At 64.2% G+C, this 19,643-nt stretch carries 25 protein-coding genes; 9 read left to right on the forward strand and 16 right to left on the reverse strand.

Annotated features, from left to right (window positions below):
• Positions 1 to 11 precede the first annotated feature (11 nt).
• The gene (locus IVB23_RS33005; protein WP_197968719.1) at positions 12 to 980 is read left to right on the forward strand and encodes a helix-turn-helix domain-containing protein; all 969 of its coding nucleotides are present in this window, start codon (positions 12 to 14) and stop codon (positions 978 to 980) included.
• A 60-nt stretch (positions 981 to 1,040) separates the two neighbouring features.
• On the opposite strand, the gene IVB23_RS33010 is transcribed toward IVB23_RS33005, so the two are convergent.
• The 4 genes from IVB23_RS33010 to IVB23_RS33025 all read right to left on the reverse strand — a co-directional run bounded on the left by IVB23_RS33010 (position 1,041) and on the right by IVB23_RS33025 (position 5,173).
• Positions 1,041 to 2,042: a tripartite tricarboxylate transporter substrate binding protein gene (locus tag IVB23_RS33010; protein ID WP_061883477.1), complete on the reverse strand. Its 1,002-nt coding sequence runs from the start codon at positions 2,040 to 2,042 to the stop codon at positions 1,041 to 1,043.
• A 172-nt stretch (positions 2,043 to 2,214) separates the two neighbouring features.
• Positions 2,215 to 3,144 (reverse strand): transporter substrate-binding domain-containing protein, encoded by a 930-nt coding sequence (locus IVB23_RS33015; RefSeq protein WP_247801336.1) that lies wholly within the window; start codon positions 3,142 to 3,144, stop codon positions 2,215 to 2,217.
• On the reverse strand, positions 3,141 to 3,497 hold the full coding sequence (locus tag IVB23_RS33020) for a cytochrome c (protein WP_061883475.1): 357 nt from the start codon (positions 3,495 to 3,497) through the stop codon (positions 3,141 to 3,143). The genes IVB23_RS33015 and IVB23_RS33020 overlap by 4 nt, the downstream gene beginning before the upstream one ends.
• An 11-nt stretch (positions 3,498 to 3,508) precedes the next feature.
• Positions 3,509 to 5,173, reverse strand: coding sequence for a methanol/ethanol family PQQ-dependent dehydrogenase (locus IVB23_RS33025; protein WP_247801337.1), 1,665 nt, complete (start codon positions 5,171 to 5,173; stop codon positions 3,509 to 3,511).
• 343 nt (positions 5,174 to 5,516) lie between these two features.
• On the opposite strand from IVB23_RS33025, the gene IVB23_RS33030 reads away from it, so the two are divergent.
• From IVB23_RS33030 to IVB23_RS33050, 5 genes are all read left to right on the forward strand, one after another.
• The gene (locus IVB23_RS33030) at positions 5,517 to 5,921 is read left to right on the forward strand and encodes an EF-hand domain-containing protein (RefSeq protein WP_247801338.1); all 405 of its coding nucleotides are present in this window, start codon (positions 5,517 to 5,519) and stop codon (positions 5,919 to 5,921) included.
• 138 nt (positions 5,922 to 6,059) lie between these two features.
• The gene (locus tag IVB23_RS33035) at positions 6,060 to 6,395 is read left to right on the forward strand and encodes a hypothetical protein (RefSeq protein WP_247801339.1); all 336 of its coding nucleotides are present in this window, start codon (positions 6,060 to 6,062) and stop codon (positions 6,393 to 6,395) included.
• A gap of 216 nt (positions 6,396 to 6,611) precedes the next feature.
• Positions 6,612 to 6,692: a pyrroloquinoline quinone precursor peptide PqqA gene (pqqA, locus tag IVB23_RS33040; protein WP_008562446.1), complete on the forward strand. Its 81-nt coding sequence runs from the start codon at positions 6,612 to 6,614 to the stop codon at positions 6,690 to 6,692.
• Positions 6,693 to 6,694: 2 nt separating this feature from the next.
• Positions 6,695 to 7,783, forward strand: a complete 1,089-nt coding sequence (locus IVB23_RS33045) for a hypothetical protein (RefSeq protein WP_247805006.1) — start codon at positions 6,695 to 6,697, stop codon at positions 7,781 to 7,783.
• Positions 7,784 to 7,971: 188 nt separating this feature from the next.
• A complete protein-coding gene (locus tag IVB23_RS33050; protein ID WP_028181807.1) occupies positions 7,972 to 8,181 on the forward strand; it encodes a hypothetical protein in 210 nt (69 codons plus the stop codon).
• A gap of 22 nt (positions 8,182 to 8,203) precedes the next feature.
• On the opposite strand, the gene IVB23_RS33055 is transcribed toward IVB23_RS33050, so the two are convergent.
• From IVB23_RS33055 to IVB23_RS33075, 5 genes are read right to left on the reverse strand one after another with little or no spacing between them, the layout of a single operon-like run.
• The gene (locus IVB23_RS33055) at positions 8,204 to 8,551 is read right to left on the reverse strand and encodes a hypothetical protein (RefSeq protein WP_197968722.1); all 348 of its coding nucleotides are present in this window, start codon (positions 8,549 to 8,551) and stop codon (positions 8,204 to 8,206) included.
• Positions 8,552 to 8,577: 26 nt separating this feature from the next.
• Positions 8,578 to 9,369 carry a pentapeptide repeat-containing protein gene (locus tag IVB23_RS33060; RefSeq protein ID WP_247801340.1) on the reverse strand — a complete coding sequence of 264 codons (792 nt, stop codon included), beginning with the start codon at positions 9,367 to 9,369 and terminating at the stop codon, positions 8,578 to 8,580.
• A gap of 48 nt (positions 9,370 to 9,417) precedes the next feature.
• On the reverse strand, positions 9,418 to 10,158 hold the full coding sequence (locus IVB23_RS33065) for an ABC transporter ATP-binding protein (RefSeq protein WP_061883469.1): 741 nt from the start codon (positions 10,156 to 10,158) through the stop codon (positions 9,418 to 9,420).
• Positions 10,148 to 10,885 (reverse strand): ABC transporter permease subunit, encoded by a 738-nt coding sequence (locus IVB23_RS33070; protein ID WP_247801341.1) that lies wholly within the window; start codon positions 10,883 to 10,885, stop codon positions 10,148 to 10,150. Before IVB23_RS33070 ends, IVB23_RS33065 begins: the two co-directional genes overlap by 11 nt.
• 1 nt (position 10,886) lies before the next feature.
• The gene (locus IVB23_RS33075; RefSeq protein ID WP_247801342.1) at positions 10,887 to 11,834 is read right to left on the reverse strand and encodes an ABC transporter substrate-binding protein; all 948 of its coding nucleotides are present in this window, start codon (positions 11,832 to 11,834) and stop codon (positions 10,887 to 10,889) included.
• Between the two features lie 138 nt (positions 11,835 to 11,972).
• Between IVB23_RS33075 and IVB23_RS33080 the strand changes: the two genes are divergently transcribed.
• Positions 11,973 to 12,332, forward strand: a complete 360-nt coding sequence (locus IVB23_RS33080; protein ID WP_061883635.1) for a hypothetical protein — start codon at positions 11,973 to 11,975, stop codon at positions 12,330 to 12,332.
• Between the two features lie 119 nt (positions 12,333 to 12,451).
• Here IVB23_RS33080 and IVB23_RS33085 read toward each other — a convergent pair whose 3' ends face one another.
• Positions 12,452 to 13,270, reverse strand: coding sequence for a quinoprotein dehydrogenase-associated SoxYZ-like carrier (locus IVB23_RS33085; RefSeq protein ID WP_247801343.1), 819 nt, complete (start codon positions 13,268 to 13,270; stop codon positions 12,452 to 12,454).
• Between the two features lie 53 nt (positions 13,271 to 13,323).
• On the reverse strand, positions 13,324 to 14,247 hold the full coding sequence (locus IVB23_RS33090; RefSeq protein WP_247801344.1) for a quinoprotein relay system zinc metallohydrolase 2: 924 nt from the start codon (positions 14,245 to 14,247) through the stop codon (positions 13,324 to 13,326).
• A gap of 128 nt (positions 14,248 to 14,375) precedes the next feature.
• Between IVB23_RS33090 and IVB23_RS33095 the strand changes: the two genes are divergently transcribed.
• Together IVB23_RS33095 and IVB23_RS33100 are read left to right on the forward strand one after the other, a co-directional pair.
• Positions 14,376 to 15,260, forward strand: coding sequence for a substrate-binding domain-containing protein (locus IVB23_RS33095; protein ID WP_061883466.1), 885 nt, complete (start codon positions 14,376 to 14,378; stop codon positions 15,258 to 15,260).
• Positions 15,257 to 15,817 carry a PQQ-dependent catabolism-associated CXXCW motif protein gene (locus IVB23_RS33100; protein WP_061883465.1) on the forward strand — a complete coding sequence of 187 codons (561 nt, stop codon included), beginning with the start codon at positions 15,257 to 15,259 and terminating at the stop codon, positions 15,815 to 15,817. The genes IVB23_RS33095 and IVB23_RS33100 overlap by 4 nt, the downstream gene beginning before the upstream one ends.
• Positions 15,818 to 15,872: 55 nt before the next feature.
• Here the strand turns inward: IVB23_RS33100 and IVB23_RS33105 are convergent, their stop codons facing one another.
• The 5 genes from IVB23_RS33105 to IVB23_RS33125 form a co-directional block, all read right to left on the reverse strand.
• On the reverse strand, positions 15,873 to 16,175 hold the full coding sequence (locus IVB23_RS33105; protein ID WP_061883464.1) for a copper-binding protein: 303 nt from the start codon (positions 16,173 to 16,175) through the stop codon (positions 15,873 to 15,875).
• Positions 16,176 to 16,300: 125 nt separating this feature from the next.
• Positions 16,301 to 16,909, reverse strand: coding sequence for a hypothetical protein (locus IVB23_RS33110; RefSeq protein ID WP_247801345.1), 609 nt, complete (start codon positions 16,907 to 16,909; stop codon positions 16,301 to 16,303).
• Positions 16,906 to 17,754 carry an ABC transporter permease gene (locus IVB23_RS33115; RefSeq protein ID WP_247801346.1) on the reverse strand — a complete coding sequence of 283 codons (849 nt, stop codon included), beginning with the start codon at positions 17,752 to 17,754 and terminating at the stop codon, positions 16,906 to 16,908. Before IVB23_RS33115 ends, IVB23_RS33110 begins: the two co-directional genes overlap by 4 nt.
• The gene (locus tag IVB23_RS33120) at positions 17,751 to 18,560 is read right to left on the reverse strand and encodes an ABC transporter ATP-binding protein (protein ID WP_247801347.1); all 810 of its coding nucleotides are present in this window, start codon (positions 18,558 to 18,560) and stop codon (positions 17,751 to 17,753) included. The genes IVB23_RS33115 and IVB23_RS33120 overlap by 4 nt, the downstream gene beginning before the upstream one ends.
• Positions 18,557 to 19,495, reverse strand: a complete 939-nt coding sequence (locus tag IVB23_RS33125) for a YVTN family beta-propeller repeat protein (protein ID WP_061883460.1) — start codon at positions 19,493 to 19,495, stop codon at positions 18,557 to 18,559. The genes IVB23_RS33120 and IVB23_RS33125 overlap by 4 nt, the downstream gene beginning before the upstream one ends.
• Between the last annotated feature and the right edge of the window lie 148 nt (positions 19,496 to 19,643).

Below are 19,643 nucleotides of genomic sequence, written 5' to 3' on the forward strand. Positions count from 1 at the left end.
TGGCTGGATTAATGTCCGACACCATTCACACGCTCTCGACGACCGGTATGACGCCGAAGCGCCAGATCCAGAGCTGGATCGATGGGCTGACGAGCCTGTGTGGGCATTTCGATGTCGATCCGCTGGAGGCGTCCTCGCTGGAGGGTCGCATTGACTACACCAGTGTCTCGCGCCTGAAGCTCTGCCAGATCGAGGTGAGCCAGCATCGCATCGCGCACACGCTCGCACGCGCCAAGGCCAATGAACACCCGTACATCAAGATCCACTTCCAGACCTACGGGGTGTCCTATTTCGAACAGGAAGGCCGTCACATCGAAATCAATCCCGGCGACATCATCGCCTACGATGTCTCCTGCCCGCATTCGATCATCAGCCCGGCCTTCACGCGTCATGACGTGGTGATCGTGCCGAAGGCCCTGCTGCGCGACCGCGGATTCCCATCGCAGCGGATGCCTGCCTGCAAGCTCTCCTCAAAAACAGGCACGGGGCGGATCGCCCATGATTTCGTCCACGCGACGTTCGACGAGGCGGCGAAGCTATCGGCGAACAGCGCGGTCGGCGTGGCCGATTCGCTGATCGACCTGTTGCTGCTGCCGCTGCGCGAAGCCGACACCATGTTCGATCGCGTCGGACCCGAAGCGATGTATGTGCGAGCGCAGTTCTTCATCCGCGAGCACCTGCGCGATCCGGATCTGTGCATCGACCAGATATCGGCCGAGCTCGGCTGCTCCAAGCGCTATCTGCACATGCTGTTCTCGGAGCGCGGTACGACGGTGAGCGACTACATCTGGCAGGCGCGGCTGCAGAACTGCCGCCAGGAGCTCGAAGCCCACGCCGGCAAGACCATCACCGACGTCGCGTTCTCCTGGGGCTTTTCCAGCTCGTCGCATTTCAGCCGGGTGTTCCGAAAATATTTCGGCGTGGTGCCGTCCTCGATCCACAAGGCACAGCAGGGCACCGTGGCCTCGGGCGAACATTAGGCGTGGTTTTTCAGAAGGCGGCCGGAGAGGCCATCCTCCTGATAAGCCCCGGCTGTCTGGTCAGGCCGGCTCGAGGCCCAACGACTTCGCGCTCTCGATCCAGATCGGCAGTTCGCGCTGGTACAGCGCGTTGGTCTCCTTGAAGCCGATCGCGGGCTCGAGCACGAAAGTCGCGAGGACCTCCTTCACTTTCTGATCGTTGTTGGCGGCGACACAGAGCTCGGCGAGGCGATCGACCACCGGCTGTGGCGTCGCCTTCGGCACGGCCCATCCGGTGAACCCGCTCACGGTGAAGAATTTTGACGTAGCGCCCTGTTCGGGCAACGTCTTTACGTTGGGGATCGCGTCGACCTTCTTCGAATGCACGGCGAAGACGGTGCCGCGGTCGCTTTGCAGCACCGATTGTGCGGCCGTGTAGCTGCCCATGGCGGCATCGAGCGTGCCTTCGAGCATGCCCGTCCACATCGGCGCTTCGCCGCGATAATGGACCGGCTCGATGTTGAGGCCGTACTGCTTGTTGAGCTCGTTGATCGTCATGTGCGGGGCCGAGCCCGCGCTGTAGGTGCCGAAGTTCACCTTGCCGCTCTTGCGCGCGAAGGCGACGAAATCCTCCAGCGTCTTGACCCCGGTTTTCGGGTTCGCCACCAGCAGCAGGCCGGCGCCGGGAATGACGCTGACGAGCGTCAGATCCTTGTCCATGTCGTAGCCGGGATTTTTCATCACCACCCGGTTCATGATGTAGGTCGTCGAGATCGAGCACAGGATGGTGTGCCCGTCGGGCTCGGCGCGGGCGACCTCCGCCGTGCCGATCGCACCGGAGGCGCCGGGCTTGTTCTCGACGACGACGGTCTTGCCGACCTGCTTGGAGATGAACTCGCCATAGGCGCGCGCGAGCAGGTCGGTCTGGCCGCCGGCCGGATAGCTGCAAATCATGCGAATCTGCCGCGCCGGCCAGGTGCCTTGTGATGCGCCTTGCGCCGAGGCGCCGCGTACGACGAATGGCATCGCCAGTGTAGTGGTACCGGCGGCGATGAAGTGGCGGCGATCGAGTTTGGCGGACATGATTCTCTCCCAGATCTCTGCGGAACCTACTGCATCAGGCTGGCGCCGGGCATGGCAAGCAGGCGAGACAGATTGGCGCACGATGCGTGCGCAGCGCGCAGGGAGTACGTGCCCGGGCACAGGCTCTGCGGAGCGTCACTGCGTGCCGTCCGGGACATCAGCGTGCTTGCAATCACCGCTGAATGATCTGCGTCCAGACGTCGCCCAGAATCGCTGGCTCCCGCGGCGGCAGATAGGTGAGGCCGGCCTGCTTGCCGAATTCGGCGATCTTGCCTTCGGTAGCAAGCTGGCCGAGCGTCTTGTTGACGGCCTCGACCAGCGCGCCATCGCTGGCGAGCCCGACATAGCCGCGATTGGCTCCGATCGGGTAATAGTAGCCGGACGCCGTGATCGCCGTGTCGGGGTGCGCGGCGCGATGGGCGTCGAAGCGGGCAAGATCGATCAGGGTCGCGTCATGGTCGCCGCGCTCGAGCGCGCCCAGGAGATCGTCGCGGCCGGGGACGAGGTGCGTGATATTCTCGATCAGGCGCCCTTTGTCGAAGGTCATCAGGATGGCATCGCCGAGCGATCCGCTGTCGATGACGAGACGCAGGCCGGCGAGATCGCCGATGTCGCCGATCTTGCGGCCACGGGCCTTCGGCCCGAGCACCACCGTCATTGGCGAATAGATGTAAGGCTGGCTTGGCGCGAGCACGCCGAGCGCGACGCGACGCCGCCGGTCGTCGCGCGTAGCTCCGGCGAAATCCGGCAGGCGCGCCGTTTTCATCCCGGGCACGACCAGCGAGTCCTGCGTCAGCGCATAGCCGCCGACCAGCGAGCAACGCCCATCCGAGAGCAGCGCATTGGCCTCGAGCTGCGGGCTGGAATCCTCATCGAGCCTGCTCTCGAACCACTGGATCGCGAGCGGCCGTCGCAGGCGTTCGGCCACGGCGCGCGCCAGCAGCACGTCGAAGCCGGCATCCGGTTTGCCCTTTCGATGCACCGACAGCGGTGGCCGGTCCTCGTCGAGACAGACCTTGAGCGGATCCTCGGCCGCGCCCGCAACGAGAGGCGCCGCCGCGAGGATCGCGGCAACGCTCCAGATGGAGAGGCATCGTCTCATGGCTTTCTCCGGCTGGAGACGAAGGCCCAGAGGTTCCCGATCTCGTCGTCGCTGAGAATGTCGGCCCAGGGCGGCATCTTGTTGTTCTTGCCGTTCTTCACCGTGGTGACGAAGCGCGTTTTGTCGTCGGGAATGGCACGCAGGTCCGGCGTGACGGTGCCGGAGTTCATCAGATTGGGGCCGTGGCAGTGCGAGCATTTCGAGGCGTAAGTCGACTTGCCATGGTCGATCTGCGCCTGCATGGAATTGCCAGTGGTGTTGTTATCGGCACGACCGGCCGCCGCAAGCGCGACCGACAGCACCGCGACGGCGGCGATCATCGCCGCCGTCTTATGAGAGATCACTTTCAGCATCGTACCCGTGGTTACTGCTTGACCGCAAAGACCCACAGCGAGCCGCCGGGCGGCACGTTGGCAAGCCGCTCGTCGCCGGAGAACAGCGAGTAGACGCCGCCATAGCCGCTCGTCACGGCGACATATTGCACGCCATCCTGCTGCCAGGTCACCGGCTGTCCCTCGATGCCGGAGCCGGTCTGGAACTGCCAGAGCTTCTTGCCGGTGTCGACGTCGAAGGCCTCGAACTCGCCGGTCAGCGCGCCAGAGAACACGACGCCTCCGGCCGTCGAGAGTACGCCGGAGAAGCGCGGAATGTCGCTCGGCGCTTCCCATTTCGATTTGCCGGTCATGGGGTCGATGGCCTTGAGATGGCCGCGCGGCCCGTCTCCGTATTCCCAGAGGTCGGTCAGGTCCATGCCGAGGTACCATTCACCCTGCTTGTAGGTGACTGGCTCGGTCTTGTACCTGCCGCCGAAGGCGAGCGTGTTGGCATAGGCAAGGCCGGTCTGCGGATTGAACGACATCGGCTCCCAGTTCTTGCCGCCGAGGATGGACGGATAGACCGTCACCTTCTTGCCCTCGCGTGCGTCCTTGGAAACGTCGGTCTCAATCGGACGTCCGGTCTTCATGTCGATCCCGGTTGCCCAGTTGACCTTCACGTAAGGGTTGGCCGCGAGCAGCTTGCCGTTGGTGCGGTCGAGCACGTAGAAGAAGCCGTTGCGGTTGGCATTCATCAGCGTCTTGGTCGGCTTGCCATCGATGTTCACGTCGGCGAGCACCATCTCGGCCACGGCGTCGTAGTCGAACGGATTGTTCGGCGAGAACTGGTAGTGCCACTTGATCTTGCCGGTCTTGGGATCCAGCGCCAGGACGGAGCAGGTGTAGAGATTGTCGCCGGGGCGCACTGCCGAGTTGAACGGGCCGGGATTGCCGATGCCCCAATAGATCGTGTTCAGCTCGGGATCATAAGACCCGGTGATCCAGGTCGAGCCGCCGCCGAGCTTCCAGGTGTCGCCCTTCCAGGTGTCACCGCCGGGCTCGTCGGGCGAGGGGATCGAATGGGTGCGCCAGAGATGCTTGCCCGTTGCCGGATCCCAGCCGTCGATGAAGCCCCTTGTGCCGAATTCGGCGCCGGATATGCCGGTGATTACGACGCCGTCGGCAACGAGCGGGGCCACCGTCATCGAATAGCCTTCCTTGATGTCCGCCGCCTTCTGCCGCCACAGCTCCTTGCCGTTCTTGGCGTCGATGGCAATCACGTGGGCATCGAGGGTCGTACGGAACAGCTTGCCCTCATGAATCGCGACGCCGCGGTTGATGATGCCGCAGCAGACAATTCGCGGCGTCTCCGCCGGATATTCGATCTTGCTCTTCCAGATCTGCTTGCCGGTCTTGACGTCCACCGCCATGGTCGCGTTGTGCGTGGTCACATAGATCACGCCCTGATAGACAATGGGCTGGGATTCCTCGCTACGGTCGTCATTGAAGCTGTAATTCCAGATCGGGACGAGGTTCTTGACCGTATCCTTGTTGATCTGCTTCAGCGTCGAGAACCGCTGGAGATTGTAGCCCATTCCATAATTGAGAACGTTCGACGTGTCGGTCGCGCCCTTGACCAGCTGCTCGGTGGTTTGTGCATTTGCACAGGTTGACGCAAGCATGACGAGGCCTGCGGCCATCGCAAAGCGTTTCATCCGTTCCTCCCAATATGCGCGCCTTTTGACGCTGCGATTGCAACACTCCGCCTGAAAGCAAAACACGTCAATACGAAAGTCGTAAGTGCCGTGCCGATATCGTCGGACGCGGGTGTCGGTCACCTTACGGAAACCTTGCGAAAGCAACTTCCACTTGTGCTGAGACGCTGAGAAAATTCCGCGCTACGAAGCGGTCCCGGGGTGCAGGCGTGCCGGCGCACGGCCGGGTTGTCCCGGGTTGTGGTGCGCGCAAGTTGCAAGTCCGGACTTGAACCAAGGCCCGCTTGCGGATTTATGTCGTTCATGTCCCGTCGATTCGGGGCTCATCGTCAGGGAGGTCTAGATGATTTCGAGTCGTTCAATTGCCCTTGCCCTTGCCCTTTCGCTTACGATTGCATTGTCGGCCGGTCCGGCGTGGTCGGCCTCCGACAACGCGGTCAAGTTGTTCGACACCGACAATGACGGCACGCTCGATCTTGCCGAGGTGAAGAAGGTGGCCGCCGCAATGTTCGCAAAGCTTGATCCCGATCATGACGGCACGCTTGATGCGCGCGAATTGCGCGGACGATTGTCGGCGAAAGAGCTCGCCGCCGCCGATCCTGACCGCGACGGGACGCTTACGCTGGACGAATATCTGTCCGTGGTCGAGCAACGCTTCAACGCGGCGAATCCCGACAAGGACGGAACGCTGGATGCGAAGGAGCTGAACTCGCGCGCAGGCCGCACCCTGCTGCGATTGTTACGGTGAGCGGGGCAATCGGAACTGACGTGACGAGGCCGTATTTGCGATCATTCCGGCCTGACGCTCGGGAACATCGGGCTGCTCGGCCTGTTTTCTCCGCAACGTCCTGCCTGGCGCCGGGGCTGCGCGGCAGGCGAAGAGGAGATGCAGATGAACACAAAACGTTCCGTTCTTGCTGCCTGCGCCATCCTGACATTGAGCGCCGGCGTTGCCGTCGCCGGCCCGTGCAACACCGGTAGCGCCAGCACCGACAAGGATGCCGGCTCTGGTCCGGTCACCGTGGGCTCAGCTCAATCGCACTCGTCCAGCTCAACGAGTGATACCAACCAGCATCCGCCGACCAGCACGATGAACCGTGCAAGCGGTGAAACGCCGGCTTCGTCCGAGGATGCTCAGCGGCAAATGCAGAGCGAGCCGACCGCGGCCCAGCGCGCCGAAGGCGCCAAGCCGAATACCGAAATGGCTGACAAGGGCTGCTGACGCCACTGTCGATCAGACGCGCGGTGCATTGCACAAGTTGTTGTCTCGCTGGTCGTGCTTGACCAAGAGGGAACTGGCTTTGTCCGAGAGAGAAATACAATGGCGAAGAATCGACACAGATGCGCTCGGCAGTCCAATCGAAGCTTGAACTGCACCTGACGCAGCCCTACGTTTTGCGCCGCGCGATGTCGCGCTCAATACCTTGGGAGACCCCGAATGGCTTGGAAAGCTCCGAAGATCGTGGAAGTGCCGGTCGGCATGGAAATCAACATGTACGCCTGCGCTTCGCGCAAGTAAGACTGACGACCTGCCGCGGCTTCGATGGCGAACGCCGTCGAAGCCGCGGCAGTGTCGGATTTCGGCCTGGCCTCATCGTGGTTCGCGATGGTCGCGAAGCGGCATGTGCGCAGGCTTCGACCTCTCCACCAAAATCTCGACCGTGCTCTGCCGCTCTGTGCTACGCTGATGCTCGGCGAGCGTTGCTGCCGCATCGCGGCGGCGCGCCTTCGGGGCAGGGGATGGACGGCAGAACCTGTAAGTTCTGGATGGTGATCGGGTGCGCAATCGTGCTGGCGCCGGCACGCAGCAGCGCCGAAGAAGGCTTTGATACCGAGCACATTTTCGGCTTCATGATCGGCACCGATGTCGGCAATGTCGGCGAGCGCGAATTCCAGACTCAAACGACAGCGCGCTTCGGCAAAGGCGGGGCGGCGTATCGCGCGCTCGAGCACGAGGTCGAGATCGAGGTGGTGCCACTGCCGAATTTTCGTATCGAGCTCGGCGGCACCGCCAGCTTGCACGACATCACCGGCGTCCCTGATATCGACGACCGCCGCCAATTCAATTTCCAGGGCGCCTCGCTCGACCTGCGTTATCGCCTGCTCGATCGCAACCGCGCCCCGTTCGGCTTCACCATCGCTGCCGAGCTGCACGGCGACCGCATTGACGAGACCAGCGGCGCGAAAGGGCGAATGTACGGCACCGAGTTCACGCTGGCATTCGACCGCGAACTGATCCCGAACTTCGCCATCGGCGCCCTCAACCTGATCTACCAACCGGAATGGGCACGCCTCGAGGTTGGAGGAATATCCGAGAAGAGCTCAACGATCGGCGCTGCGTTTGCTGGCCTGGCGCGCGTGCGGCCGAATGTGCTGCTCGGGGGCGAGTTGCGCTATTTCCGGCAATATGAGGGGATCGGCCTCGGAGAATTTGCAGGCCAGGCCCTGTTCGTCGGCCCCACCGCATATTTCCAGCTATCCGAGCGCTCGCGGCTGACCTTGAGCTGGAGCATGCAGGCCTGGGGGCGTCCGGCCGGATCGGGCGGCAAGCTGGACCTCGTCAATTTCGAGCGGCACCAGGCCAGGATGGTGTTCGGGATCAACTTCTAGCTGCGAGATCGTCATGGGGCGGGGACAAGCCCGGCCATGACCTCTGGAGAACTCGGCGTTTTGCATCGCAAGGCAGCAAGGGATGGAGGCAGTTCCCATCGTCATCCCGACCTCCGCCTGAAACTTCCCCCTCCTTGCAACGTAACCTTTCGTGCTAATCTCCAGCGTCCCTTGCGAGAGGATCCGGCATGAACCCGATCGACCTGGTGGTGACTGTGTGTGCGGTGCTCTCGCCTGCGACCTGCGAGGAGCAGCATCTGGTGTTCAACTATTCCGGGTCGCCCCGCCAATGCGTGATGGCCGCGCCGCCCTATATCGCGCAATGGGTCAGCGAGCATCCGAAGTGGCAGGCGGTGCGTTGGCGCTGCGAATATCCACACCCCAACGACAGGGCATAGGGCGCAAGGATCTGTTCGAGCGCTACTTCGTGCAGTCCTTCAGATCCTTGTCGGCGATCGAGAACACGGCGTCCGCCTTGATCTCGATGTCACGGACGATGCACTGCCGCGCGTCGGGATAGCTGACCTTGGCGTCATAGCGGCCGGGCTCGACCCCGGTGATGCGCAGCCGCTCGTCGTGATCGACCTCCTTGTCCTTGTCGTTCAAGCACTGGTTCGGACCCCAGTCGGTCTTGCCGGCCGGCGCGAGCTGGAAACCGGAGATCGTCTCCGTCGTCAGGTTCCAGAGCCTTACGCCCTTGCCCTTGGTCTGCGCGGCGGCCTCGCCGACAAGCGTCGACAACGCGATCAGAGCCAGTACCCAACGCATCGAGCAGTCCTCCCACAGGCGCGCCGTCATTCCCTGATCAGGCGTTCGCGGTTCTTTGCCTTGTCGAAATTCTTGGCGCGGTCAAGGCCGTTCGGCGCGATCAGCTTCGCCGAGGCGAGATCGGCGCCGTCGAAATCGGCGTCGATGACGATCGCGCCGGTCAGATCGGCTCCGCCGAGTTGGGCGTTTTTCAGTGATGCACCGCTCAGGTCGGCGCCCCTGAGGACCGCGAATTCAAGGTCGACGCGTGACAAATCGGCGTTGCGCGCGTTCAGCCGTTCCAGATTGGCGGATCTCAGCACCGCGCGCATCAGCCCCATCGACTGATTGCGCATGTCGGCACCGAGATGCGCATCCGCGATCGACGCGCCGACCATGCTCGCGCCGGTGAGATCTGCCGCGATGCGCGCACCAGTCAGATCGGCGCCGTCGAGGCGAGCACGTGCCATCTGTGACGCGAACAAATTGGCGCCCTTCAGGCTCGCGCCCGTGAGATCTGCATCCAGCAGCCACGCCTGATCGAGGATCGCCCCATCAAGGCGGGCACCGGCGAGTTTCGTCTTGTTGAGCCGTGCCGCACGGAGAATTGCGTTGGCCAGGTCGAGACCACTGAGATCGAGCCCGGATAACCGCTTGCCAGTCAAATCGGCGGGGGCGCCGCTCGCTTTGGCCAGCGCGGCCTCGACCTCCTGCCGGCTCATCTCGGCGGAGACCATCGCGGGTGACGTCAGATCTAGATCGCGCATCATGTCCTGCGCGCGCGTCGTTGTCGCGAGCAGAGCAAGGCCAAGTGCCGTCAGGGCGATCCTTCGCTTCATCAGCAGACTCCGAAGCAACCCAATTTAGCACGGGCCTCGCGCGGTTGCCTATGAGACATCCCGCCCGGCGTGAACGTCGCCCTGTTCCGCTTGGATGCGCCGTGCAAGCTCGGTCCTGATCGCCGCAATCTCGGCTTCGCTGCGCGCGGCGCGGGGGATGGCGATCGGAAGCTCCTGTACGATCCGTGCGGGACGCGGCGACAAGAAGAACAGCCGGTCGCCGAGCCGGATCGCATCGTCGAGACTGTGGGTGACAAGCAGCGTCATCATCGGACGGCTCGCGACCAGCGTTGCGATCTCGTCGCGCAAACGGCCGGCGAGCGCATCGTCGAGCGAGGCGAGGGGCTCGTCGAGCACCAGGAGATCGGGCTCAACCGCGAAGGCACGGGCGAGTGCGACGCGGCGGGCAAGGCCGAGCGACAATTCGCCGGGGAAGTGGCTGCGATGCGCTTCCAGCTCCAGGATCCGGAACAGCTCCGACAGCTTCGCGTCGGAAACCTCCGGGGCCGCAAGCCGTACATTCTGCTCGACCGAGCGCCACGGCAGCAGCCGCGGCTCCTGGAATACCATGCCGATCCGCGCCTCTGGCGGTCGTGCGACGCGGCCTGCAAAGTCGTGGTCCAAGCCGAGGATGATGCGCAGCATCGTGCTCTTGCCGCAGCCGGACGGCCCGATCAGCACGCCGACCTCGCCGGATTGAAGCGCGAACCGGACCGGCGCCAGCACCTCGTGCGTTTCGCCGGCGGCACTCCTGAAGGACTTGCCTGTGATCTCGACCTCAAGCCGCACGGGGCCGCCACCGGTTTGCGCGGGCTTCGAACGGCTGCACCAGCAAGGTTTCGATGACGAGCACGACGGCGGCGAAGGTCAGGGAATAGGCCAGCAGCCGCGGCGTGTCGAACAGCTGGAAGGCGACGCCGATCTCGAAGCCGACGCCGTTGGGACGACCCAGGAGCTCGGCGACCAGCACGATCTTCCACACCAGCGACAGCCCGGAGCGCGCGGAGGCCGCGATATAGGGCGCAAGCTGCGGCAGCACGACGTGGCGGAAGGCGCGCCAGCGCGGCATCGCGAACACGCTCGCCATCTCGTCGAGCGAGCGGTCGAGCGCGCGGGCGCCCTCGCGCAAGGTGACGATGGCGGTCGGCAGCTTGTTGATGGCGATCGCCGCGATCGCGGCGGCCTCGGTGAGCCCGGCCCAGATATAGGCCAGCACGATCACGACCAATGCGGGCAGGTTGAGCAGCAGGATCAGCCAGGGATCGCCGAGCCGGTCGGCGAGCTTGACCCGGCCCATCAAATAGCCGATCGCGCTGCCGAGCGACATCGCGAGGGTGAAGGCGAGCGCGACGCGCGCCAGCGTGGCGCCGAGATGCAGGAACAGCGCGCCGCTTGATGCTTCCGCGATCATGACCTGGAGCACGGCCGGCGGGGAGGGCAGCTTCGCGCCACCGACGAACAGCGCGGCGGTCCACCAGGTTGCGAGGAACAGGGCGAACGAGAGCAGACGCAGCACCTCAGTCTCCGGGGACTGCGTGATAGAACGTGCCGGGGTCGAGCTCGGCCGCAGGGCCAACGAGATCGCGGCCGCCGATCTCGGCCAGCACGCGGTAGAGCACGCGTGCGTCCTTTTCCTCGTCGTCGATGCTCCGGCGCGGAATGCCGTCGCGGTAGCGGTCGCGGTAGGTCTTGAGCACGGCCGGATCGCTGGTGCCGGTGAGCGGCGCGACCTTGTCCCAGGCCGCATCCGAGGTCGCCAGCAACTCTTTGGCCTTGCGGGTCATCGCGATGAAGCGCGCCACGGCGTCGCGATGGCTCGCGGCCCAGCTCTCGTCGAAGACATAGCCGACGGCGGAGACAGCACCTTTGGCACCGAGCTTCGGCAGGATGTCCTCGATACCCGCGAGGCGACGAAAACCCTTGGCTTCGAGCTGGGCGCAGAAATTCCAGAAATTGAGGCTCGCGTCCATCTCGCCGTCGAGCGCCTTCGCGGCGATCAGGGGCGGCGCGCCATAGACGATGGTTGCCTCGGACTTCAGGTCGATCCCGTCCTGTTTCATGCGCGCCTGGAGCAGCAGCCAGCTCTTGTCGATCGCCCCGCCGGCGACGGCGAGCTTGCGGCCCTTGAGGTCGGCCAGCGTCTTGATTGGAGAAGCCGCCGGAACCATCACCGCGCCCAACGCGCTCGAATAGGGATAGAAAGTGAGCTTGGCGCCCAGCGCACGCTCGCGCGACACCCACAGCCAGTCCGACAGGATGATGTCGGCGCTGCCGGCGCGCATCGCGATCTTGCCGGCCTCGGTGCTCGCGAGCTCGGTGACCTCGAGCGACAGGCCGGCCTCCTTGTCGAGACCGGCCGCGCGGATTGCGGCCAGCTCCCAGGAGAATGTTCCGGTCTTCTGCACCGCAAGGCGGATCGCGTCCGCGGCGCGGCTGGGCGCGGCGAGCGTCAGCGCCAGCGTCATTGCAAGCGCCAATGTTCGACCAAATGCCCTTGTCACACCCAGTGCTCTCATCACCTTGTGAGCCGTTTCCTCTGACGGAATGCTTTTCAGGACAATACGCATAGCATAGCCTTGGTCGCAACCAGCGGGAGGATGCGCATGAATCTGGCGGGACAGCTACGACCGATTGTCGCCGCATTGGTGATGCTGGCTGCGGGCGCGTGCGTGGCACGGGCCGAGGAAGTCAATGACTATCCTACCTCGGCGCGCGCGGAGTATGTCTATGGCTGCATGAAGGCCACCGGCGAGACGCGGGCTGCGATCGAGCAATGTTCCTGTTCGATCGACGTGGTGGCTTCGATCATACCTTACGAGCGCTACGTTACCGCCGAGACCGCGCTCAGCATGTCGCAGGTGCGCGGCAATCTCGGCGTCCAGTTCCGCACCTCGGAGCAGGCGAACTCGGCGGTGAACGATTTGAGGCGCGCGCAGGCGGAAGCCGAGGTGAGGTGTTTCTGACAGTGCATGATGAGCAGCCGTATTCGTCATGCCCGGGCTTGTCCCGGGCATCCACGTTCTTGGATAGGCCCGCAGTTCGCGGATGGCCGGGACAAGCCCGGCCATGACGATCGAGAGACTCACGTCCCCGGCTTCTCCACATCCCACTCGTTGCGGAACACGTGCCCGTCCGTGTCTTTCGCCTCCGCGCGGAAATGCTTGGCCCCGTTGGAGACATAGGTGAAGCGCAGGTTGGGATCCTCCGAGATCGAGATGCCGCCTTCCATCGACAGCACGGGGCTGTCGTCCTGCGTCAGCTTCAGCTGGTTGATGAAGAAAGCGGGAATGTAGAGCTGCGTGACCTGGTCCATCTGGAGCCCAGAATTGTTGGGATGGCCGATCATGACCTGCGCCTCGCGGACGCGGCTCGCCGGCGCGTCCTCGCGGGCGAACTGGCGATAGCGCATCTGGCCGAGCCGGTTCCTGGCTTCCTCGACGTTCTTGCCCGCCGGTGCCGAGCAGCCGCCGGAGGCTTTCACGTAAGTCTTGGACACATAGAGCTGACCGTCGCTGAGCTCGGCGACTGCGTGGACATCGGTGTAGTTGTTGACGCGAACGCGCGTCGAGATCTCCGTGACATTGGCGTCGGGCCCGAGTTCGAACTTCGCCGCCATCGGAGCCGGATTGCGGTCGATCACCAGCGTGATCGAACGGATGCGCCGCGCATCGCCGGGCGACAGCTTGCTGCGCAAGGTGACCGGCACGATCGCCGCATCCTCGGCGCGGTAGGGCATCTCGATGCCGATGACGGCGCTGCCGTCATTCATCGGACGGCTCTTGAAGATGTCCTGCACCAGGCCGGGCCAGGGATCATAGGCCTCTTCCGCCTTCGCCGGCGTCGCGAAAGCGAGGCCGAGCAGGAGGGCGGTGAGGGTCAGGCGGCGTGTGCATCCTGTCATGGTCATGATCCCGCGCGGACGAAACGATCGTCGGTGACAGCCTAGCGCGCCCGCTACTCCCATTCAATTTCAGAGAATGCTGCAGTTGCGTTGCGGGCGTTGTAGTCGTCGAACAGCTGCCAATGCGGCCGTTCCGACGCGGCCGCCTTGTCTGCGGCGGCTCGGATCGGCTCGCCCTTCTTGTTCAGCGTGCGGACGTCGGACAGCAGCGTTGATAGGTAGCGCCGTTCATCGATCAGCGCGGCGGGCCAGTCGCTCACGGGGCCGTGACCGGGAACGACGCGTAGCGCCGGGATGGCCTCAAGCCGGTTCAAGGTGTCGAGCCAGCCGCGGATGCTGCCGTCCATGACCGGAATGTGGCGGAGAAAGACCAGGTCGCCAGCAAACAGGGTCCTGGTCGTCTCGTCGTACACGATCAAGTCGCTGTCGCTGTGTCCGGCCGGCCAAGCACGCAAGCTCAGGCGGCGCGATCCCAGATCGAGCGTCATCGTATCGGTCACGAGCAGGGTCGGGGCGATGATCTTGACGGGATCGATCAGCTCGCTGCCCATGATGCGGCGGAAATTGTCGAGATAGAACGGCCCGCGCGTCGCGAGCGCCTGCGGCAGCCTGCTGTGCCCGACGAAGCTCGCGCCCTCCGCAACGAAGGCGGCATTGCCGAAGACATGGTCGGGATGGCCGTGGGTGTTGATGACATAGCGGATCGGCTTGGGCGTGCGGGCCCGCACAGCGGCCAGCAGCGCCTCGCCTTCGCGAAGGCTGCCGCCGGTATCGATCACGGCCACGGCCTCATCGCCGACGATGAAGCCGACATTGGCAATGTCACCTTCGTTCTCGCGGGTCATCAGGGCGATGGTCCCGGAGTGCACGAAGATTCCCGGTGCGACTTCGCTCACAGGCAATTCGGCTGCGCAGACGCGTGCTAGCGTCGCTTCGAGCAGGAACCAGGCTGCGATCATCAGAGCGATGCGAGACACTTTTTTCTGCCTCAGTTCAAGGGGTTCGTCTCGTTGCACTGCAACAAGTTGGGCCAGCGCAAAGTTGGCACAGGTGGCGCGTCATGCGTTGCATGGATAACATCCAACCAAAACGAGGAGGAAGCGCGATGACGGAGGCCGGACGACATCGTCGCTGGTTGTTTTCACTGTGGGTCGTGGTCGCATCCTGTGCGTTCGGCGATGCCGCCATCGCGCAGACCAGCGAGACCGGCGATCTCTCATTCGAATTGGTCGATCCCAAGGTGCTGCGCGTCTGTGCCGATCCGCGCAATCTGCCGTTCTCCAACGAGAAGGGCGAGGGGTTCGAGAACAAGCTCGCCGAGTTTCTTGCGGACAAGCTCCAGAAGAAGCTCGACTACGTGTTCTTTCCGCAGGCCACCGGTTTCGTGCGGATGACGCTGGGCGCGCATCGCTGCGACGTCATCATGGGTTTCCCGCAAGGCGACGACCTCGTGCAGGGTACCAATCCCTACTACCGCACGAGCTATGCGCTGGTCTCGAAGGCCGGCAGCGGGCTCGAGGACGTCGATACGCTTGAGGATCCCAAGTTGAAGGGCAAACATGTCGGCATCGTCGCCGGCACACCGCCGGCGACCAACATGGCGCTGGCCGGCCTGATGGGCGATGCAAAGCCCTATCCGCTGATGATCGACACGCGCTTCGACAATTCGGCACAGGCCATGATCAATGACCTCGCCGCCGGAAAGATCGACGCCGGCGTGTTGTGGGGACCGATGGCCGGCTACCATGCGAAGAAGGCCGGCTCTTCGCTCCATGTCACGCCGCTGGTGAAGGAAACCACCGGGCCGAAGCTGGTCTATCGCATCGGCATGGGCGTGCGCCCTGCCGACCAGAACTGGAAGCGGCAGCTCAACAAGCTGATCCAGGAGAACCAGGGCGAGATCAACAAGATCCTGCTCGATTTCGGCGTACCGCTGCTGGACGAGAGCGACCGGCCGCTCGGCGCGGAGGCGGCCAAGAAGACGCCATGAGACGGCCGCTTGCCGCTGCGATTGTCGTTGCTCTGCTCCTGGCACCGGCGTCGGCGCGGCAGCAGGAGCCGTTCGAGCCCGAGGGTTATCGCACCGACAATTATCGCGCGCCGGTGCCGGCGACGCTTGCCGGCGCGCGCGTGCTGACGACCGAGGAGGCGGAGGCGATATGGCGCGCAAACAGCGGCGCGTTCGTCGACGTGATGCCGCGCCCGCCGAAACCAAACAACCTTCCCGAGGGCACGGTGTGGCGCGATGCGCCGCGCCGGAACATTCCGGGCAGCATGTGGCTGCCTGACACCGGCTACGGCACTCTGCCGCCGGCCATGGATGACTATCTCCAGCGCGGCCTCGCGCGCGCCTCGCGCGGCAACAAGGCCGCATTGCTCGTGATCTATTGCCTCGCCGATTGCTGGATGTCCTGGAATGCCGCCAAGCGTGCGCTGGCTTACGGCTATTCCAACATCGCCTGGTACCCAGACGGCACCGACGGCTGGGAGCGCGCGAAGCTTCCGACCGATGAGGCGCAGCCGGAGCCGCGGCCCGAGCAACATTGATCAGCGAAGATACGCTTCCTCTCTCCGCAAGCGGAGAGAGGTCAAGCGAAGTGCTCTATTTCTGCTTCTGCAGCTTCGTCAGCGTGCCGGTGCCGTTCGTCTCGGTGGCCGTATAGTTCACCCTGTCGCCGGCATGAACGGCATCCAGCATCGCGGCATCCTTGGTTTTGTACTCCTGGAGCGCGCCGGCGCTGCCGGCGCTGGCGCCGACCGTCCCCTTCTGCGTCTGCTGGATCGAGATCGTGCCGTTGAGCCGGTCGATTCGCGTGATCGTTCCGGTCATGTCTTCGGCAAAAGCGCTGGATGCGAGCAAGCTAAGGGCCGCGGCGCCCGCGAAGATGAATCTTGTGGTTCCCATCGAGGCCTCCCGACGTATGGGGTTCACTTCGACAAGGCATCCTGGATCGATTTGGTTCCGGCAGATAGCTCGGCAAAAGGTTAACGATTGCGGAACTTTCGCGAAAGCCGTCAGCGAGGCTGCCGCTATTCCATTTCCTGCTGGATCACGCGGCCGAGCGCGAACAGGCGCTGGTCGATCGTGGTTGGAACCTCGCAGACGAAGCGCACCACCTTGGTACGGTCCTCGAAGATGCGGGTCTTCCAGATCAACTCGTTGCTGAGCGCCTCGACCTTGGCCTCGTCGCGGGGTGTCGCGCCTTGCAGGGTGTGGAGTTGGAGCGTTTCCTCGCGAATCTTGTCGCCGGCCTCGCGCTGCTTCCGGCTGACGCGTTCGAGCCCGTTCATGACCTGCGAGCGCTGAGCATTGAGCGTGTCGAACAGGCCGGCAAATAGCAGCTTCGCATTCGCCGTCTTGTCGGAACCGGAGGCGGCCAGAAACTCCTTCACCGATGTCTCGGCTTCGTCCAGCGGCGTCTTGCGCGCCGCCAATTTTGCGACCAGCGCGCTGACCTTGGCGTCGTCCTTCCATTTGTTCTGGACATCCTCGAGCGGCGGACCGGCCCACACGGCGGCCAGCGAGATCTCCGGCACCTTGGCCTGGGTACAGGGCCAGTCCGGATAGCGCGGATCGGCCGCGCGCGCGGTCGTGCCGGACAGCGCGATTACCAGGGCAGCCAGGAGCCAGACCTTCATCCTTCGCCTCCCGCAGGCCCGCGTCGCGCCAGCCCGCGCGAGGGATCATAGGCCAAAATCGCTCCGACCATGAAGACGATTGTGCAGCTTGCAACCACCGTCAGCGAGATCCAGTTGATCTGCCCGTACAGCGCGAAGCGGATCAGCTCGACCGCATGGGTGAACGGATTGGCCTCGCAGAGATAGTACAGATAAGGGCTGCCCTCCTGCACCCGCCAGAGCGGGTAGAGCGCGGAGGAGGCGAAGAACATCGGGAAGATCACGAAGTTCATCACCCCGGCGAAGTTTTCCAGCTGCTTGATGCCCGAGGAGATCAGCATGCCGAGCGAGCCCAGCATCAGCCCGGACAGGATTAGCGCCGGCAGCACGGTGAGGTAGCCCTGGGGCGGCGGGGTGATGTCCCAGAGCCAGGCGATCAGCAGGAATGCGTAGACCTGGAGCAGCGACACAGCGGTGCCTGCGAGCAGCTTGCAGAACAACAGGAATCCGCGCGGCAGCGGGCTCACCAGGAGCGTGCGCATGTTGCCCATCTCGCGGTCATAGACCATCGACAGCGAGGACTGCATGCCGTTGAAGAGCTGGATCATCGCCATCAGGCCCGGCGCGATATAGACCTCGTAGAGGATGTAGGTCTCGTAGGGCGGGATGATGGAGATGCCGAGCACCTGGCGGAAGCCGGCGGCAAAGATGAACAGCCACACCAGCGGGCGCACCAGGGCCGAGACGAAGCGCTCGCGTTGATGCAGGAAGCGCAGCCCCTCGCGCCAGACGATGCCGGTGAGGCAGGTCAGGTAGTCCTGGACCGAGAAGCCGCGCGGGGTCTCGCGCGTGGTGATGCTGCTCATGCGCCGCCTCCCGGCATCACTTGCGCGCCGGTCAGGCGCATGAAGGCGGCGTTGACGTCCTGCGCGCCGGCCTCCGCGATGACGCGGCTCATCGGCCCCTTCGCCAGAACCTTGCCCTGGTGCAGCACCACGAGATCGTCACCGGCGTTGATCTCGTCGAACAGGTGCGTGGCCCAGAGCACCCCGATGCCCTGCTCGGTCACGAGCTGGCGGACATGGCTGATGATGTCGGCGCGCGCCTTGACGTCCAGGCCGACCGTAGGCTCGTCCAGCAACAGCAGCCGCGGCCGGTGCAGCAGCGCCCGCGCGATCTCCAGCCGCCGCATCTGGCCGCCGGAGAGATCGCGCACCTTGCTGCTGGTGCGCTCTTCGAGTCCGATGCGGCCGAGCAGCTCGGCGCTGCGCGCGGCGGCCTCGCGGCGGCTGATGCCGTGCAGCGCGGCGTGATAGAGCAGGTTCTGCGTCAGCGACAAATCGAGATCGAGCGTACGCGGCTGGAACACGACCCCTAACAGCCGCAGCGCCTCGCCGGGGCTCCTGCTGATGTCATGACCGAAGATGGCGACACGGCCGGACTGGATGCCGAACAGGCGCGTGACGAGCGAGAACAGCGTGCTCTTGCCGGCACCGTTCAGCCCAAGCAGCGCAGTGAAGCTCGCGGGCTGGACATTGAAGGAGACGTCCATCAGCGCGCGGCGCGGCCCATAGGCGTGGCTGACGCCCTCGATCGCCAGCGCCGGCACCGCGGCGGGATCGGGCCCTGGTGCGGCGTCGTGTGGTTCGGCGATCGGGGCAGGGCTGGTCATGGCGCGATCGTGACGCCCCAGGGCAGTTCGCCCACCTGAATGGTCTTGATCACCTTTTGCGCGGCGACGTCGATGACCGAGACGTCGTTCGACACGCCGTTGGTGGTGAGCAGATACTTTTCATCCGGCGTGAACGCCACGTGCCAGACCCGCTGCCCGACCAACAGGTATTTCGTCACCTTGCGCGTGGCGACGTCGACCACGGCGATGCGATTGGCGGGGCCGAGCGCGATGAAGGCGGTCTTGTCGTCCTTGGTCATGCCGATGCCGACGGGCTGGATCGCCTCTTTCCGCAGGCCCGGGATCTCGAAAGTGACCTTGCCGATCACCTCGTGCTTCCTGGGATCGATGATCGACACGGTCCCGCCGATCTCCGAGGATACCCACACTTCCGAACTGTCATGCTTGAACTCAGCGAAGCGCGGGCGGGCGTCGACCAGCACGTTGGCGACGATCTGACGCGAGGCGGTGTCGATGAAATGCGCCATGTTGGTCGTCTCGGACGTGTTGATCAGCGTCTTGCCGTCGGGGCTGATGGTCATGCCCTCGGGCTCGACGCCGACCTGGATGTCGCCGAGGCGTGCGCGCTTCTCGAGATCGATCACGGTCACCGTGTTGTCGTTCTCGTTGGCGACATAGAGGATCTTGCCGGCGGCATCCTGTGCGAACAGCTCGGGGTCAGGTCCGGAGGGCAGGCTGTCGACCACGGTTTGCGTCTTGGCATCGATCACCTGGATGGTGTCGTCGTCGCCGACCGCGACCAGCACGAACTTGCCGTCCCGCGTGAAATCGATGCCGCGCGGGCGCTGGCCGACCTTGATGGTCTTGGTCACGGTCCAGCTGTCGGTGTCGATCACCGACACCGTGTTGCTCTTTTCGTTCGAGACATAGGCGATGAACGCGTGTGCGGGCGCTGCGGTGGTCGCCAGAACCATCAGCAACGCTGCTCTTAGCAGGTGCGATCTCCGTCCGCGAGCGGTCCTCACCTCCCCCGCTTGCGGGGGAGGTCGTATCGCATCGACAGATGCGATACGGGAGAGGGCTCTCTCCTCTTGGGGGTTCTCGCGAGCGGAGACACCCTCT

Origin of the sequence: Bradyrhizobium sp. 191, from assembly GCF_023100985.1 — a bacterium.
In the GTDB taxonomy this organism is placed as follows: domain Bacteria; phylum Pseudomonadota; class Alphaproteobacteria; order Rhizobiales; family Xanthobacteraceae; genus Bradyrhizobium; species Bradyrhizobium diversitatis.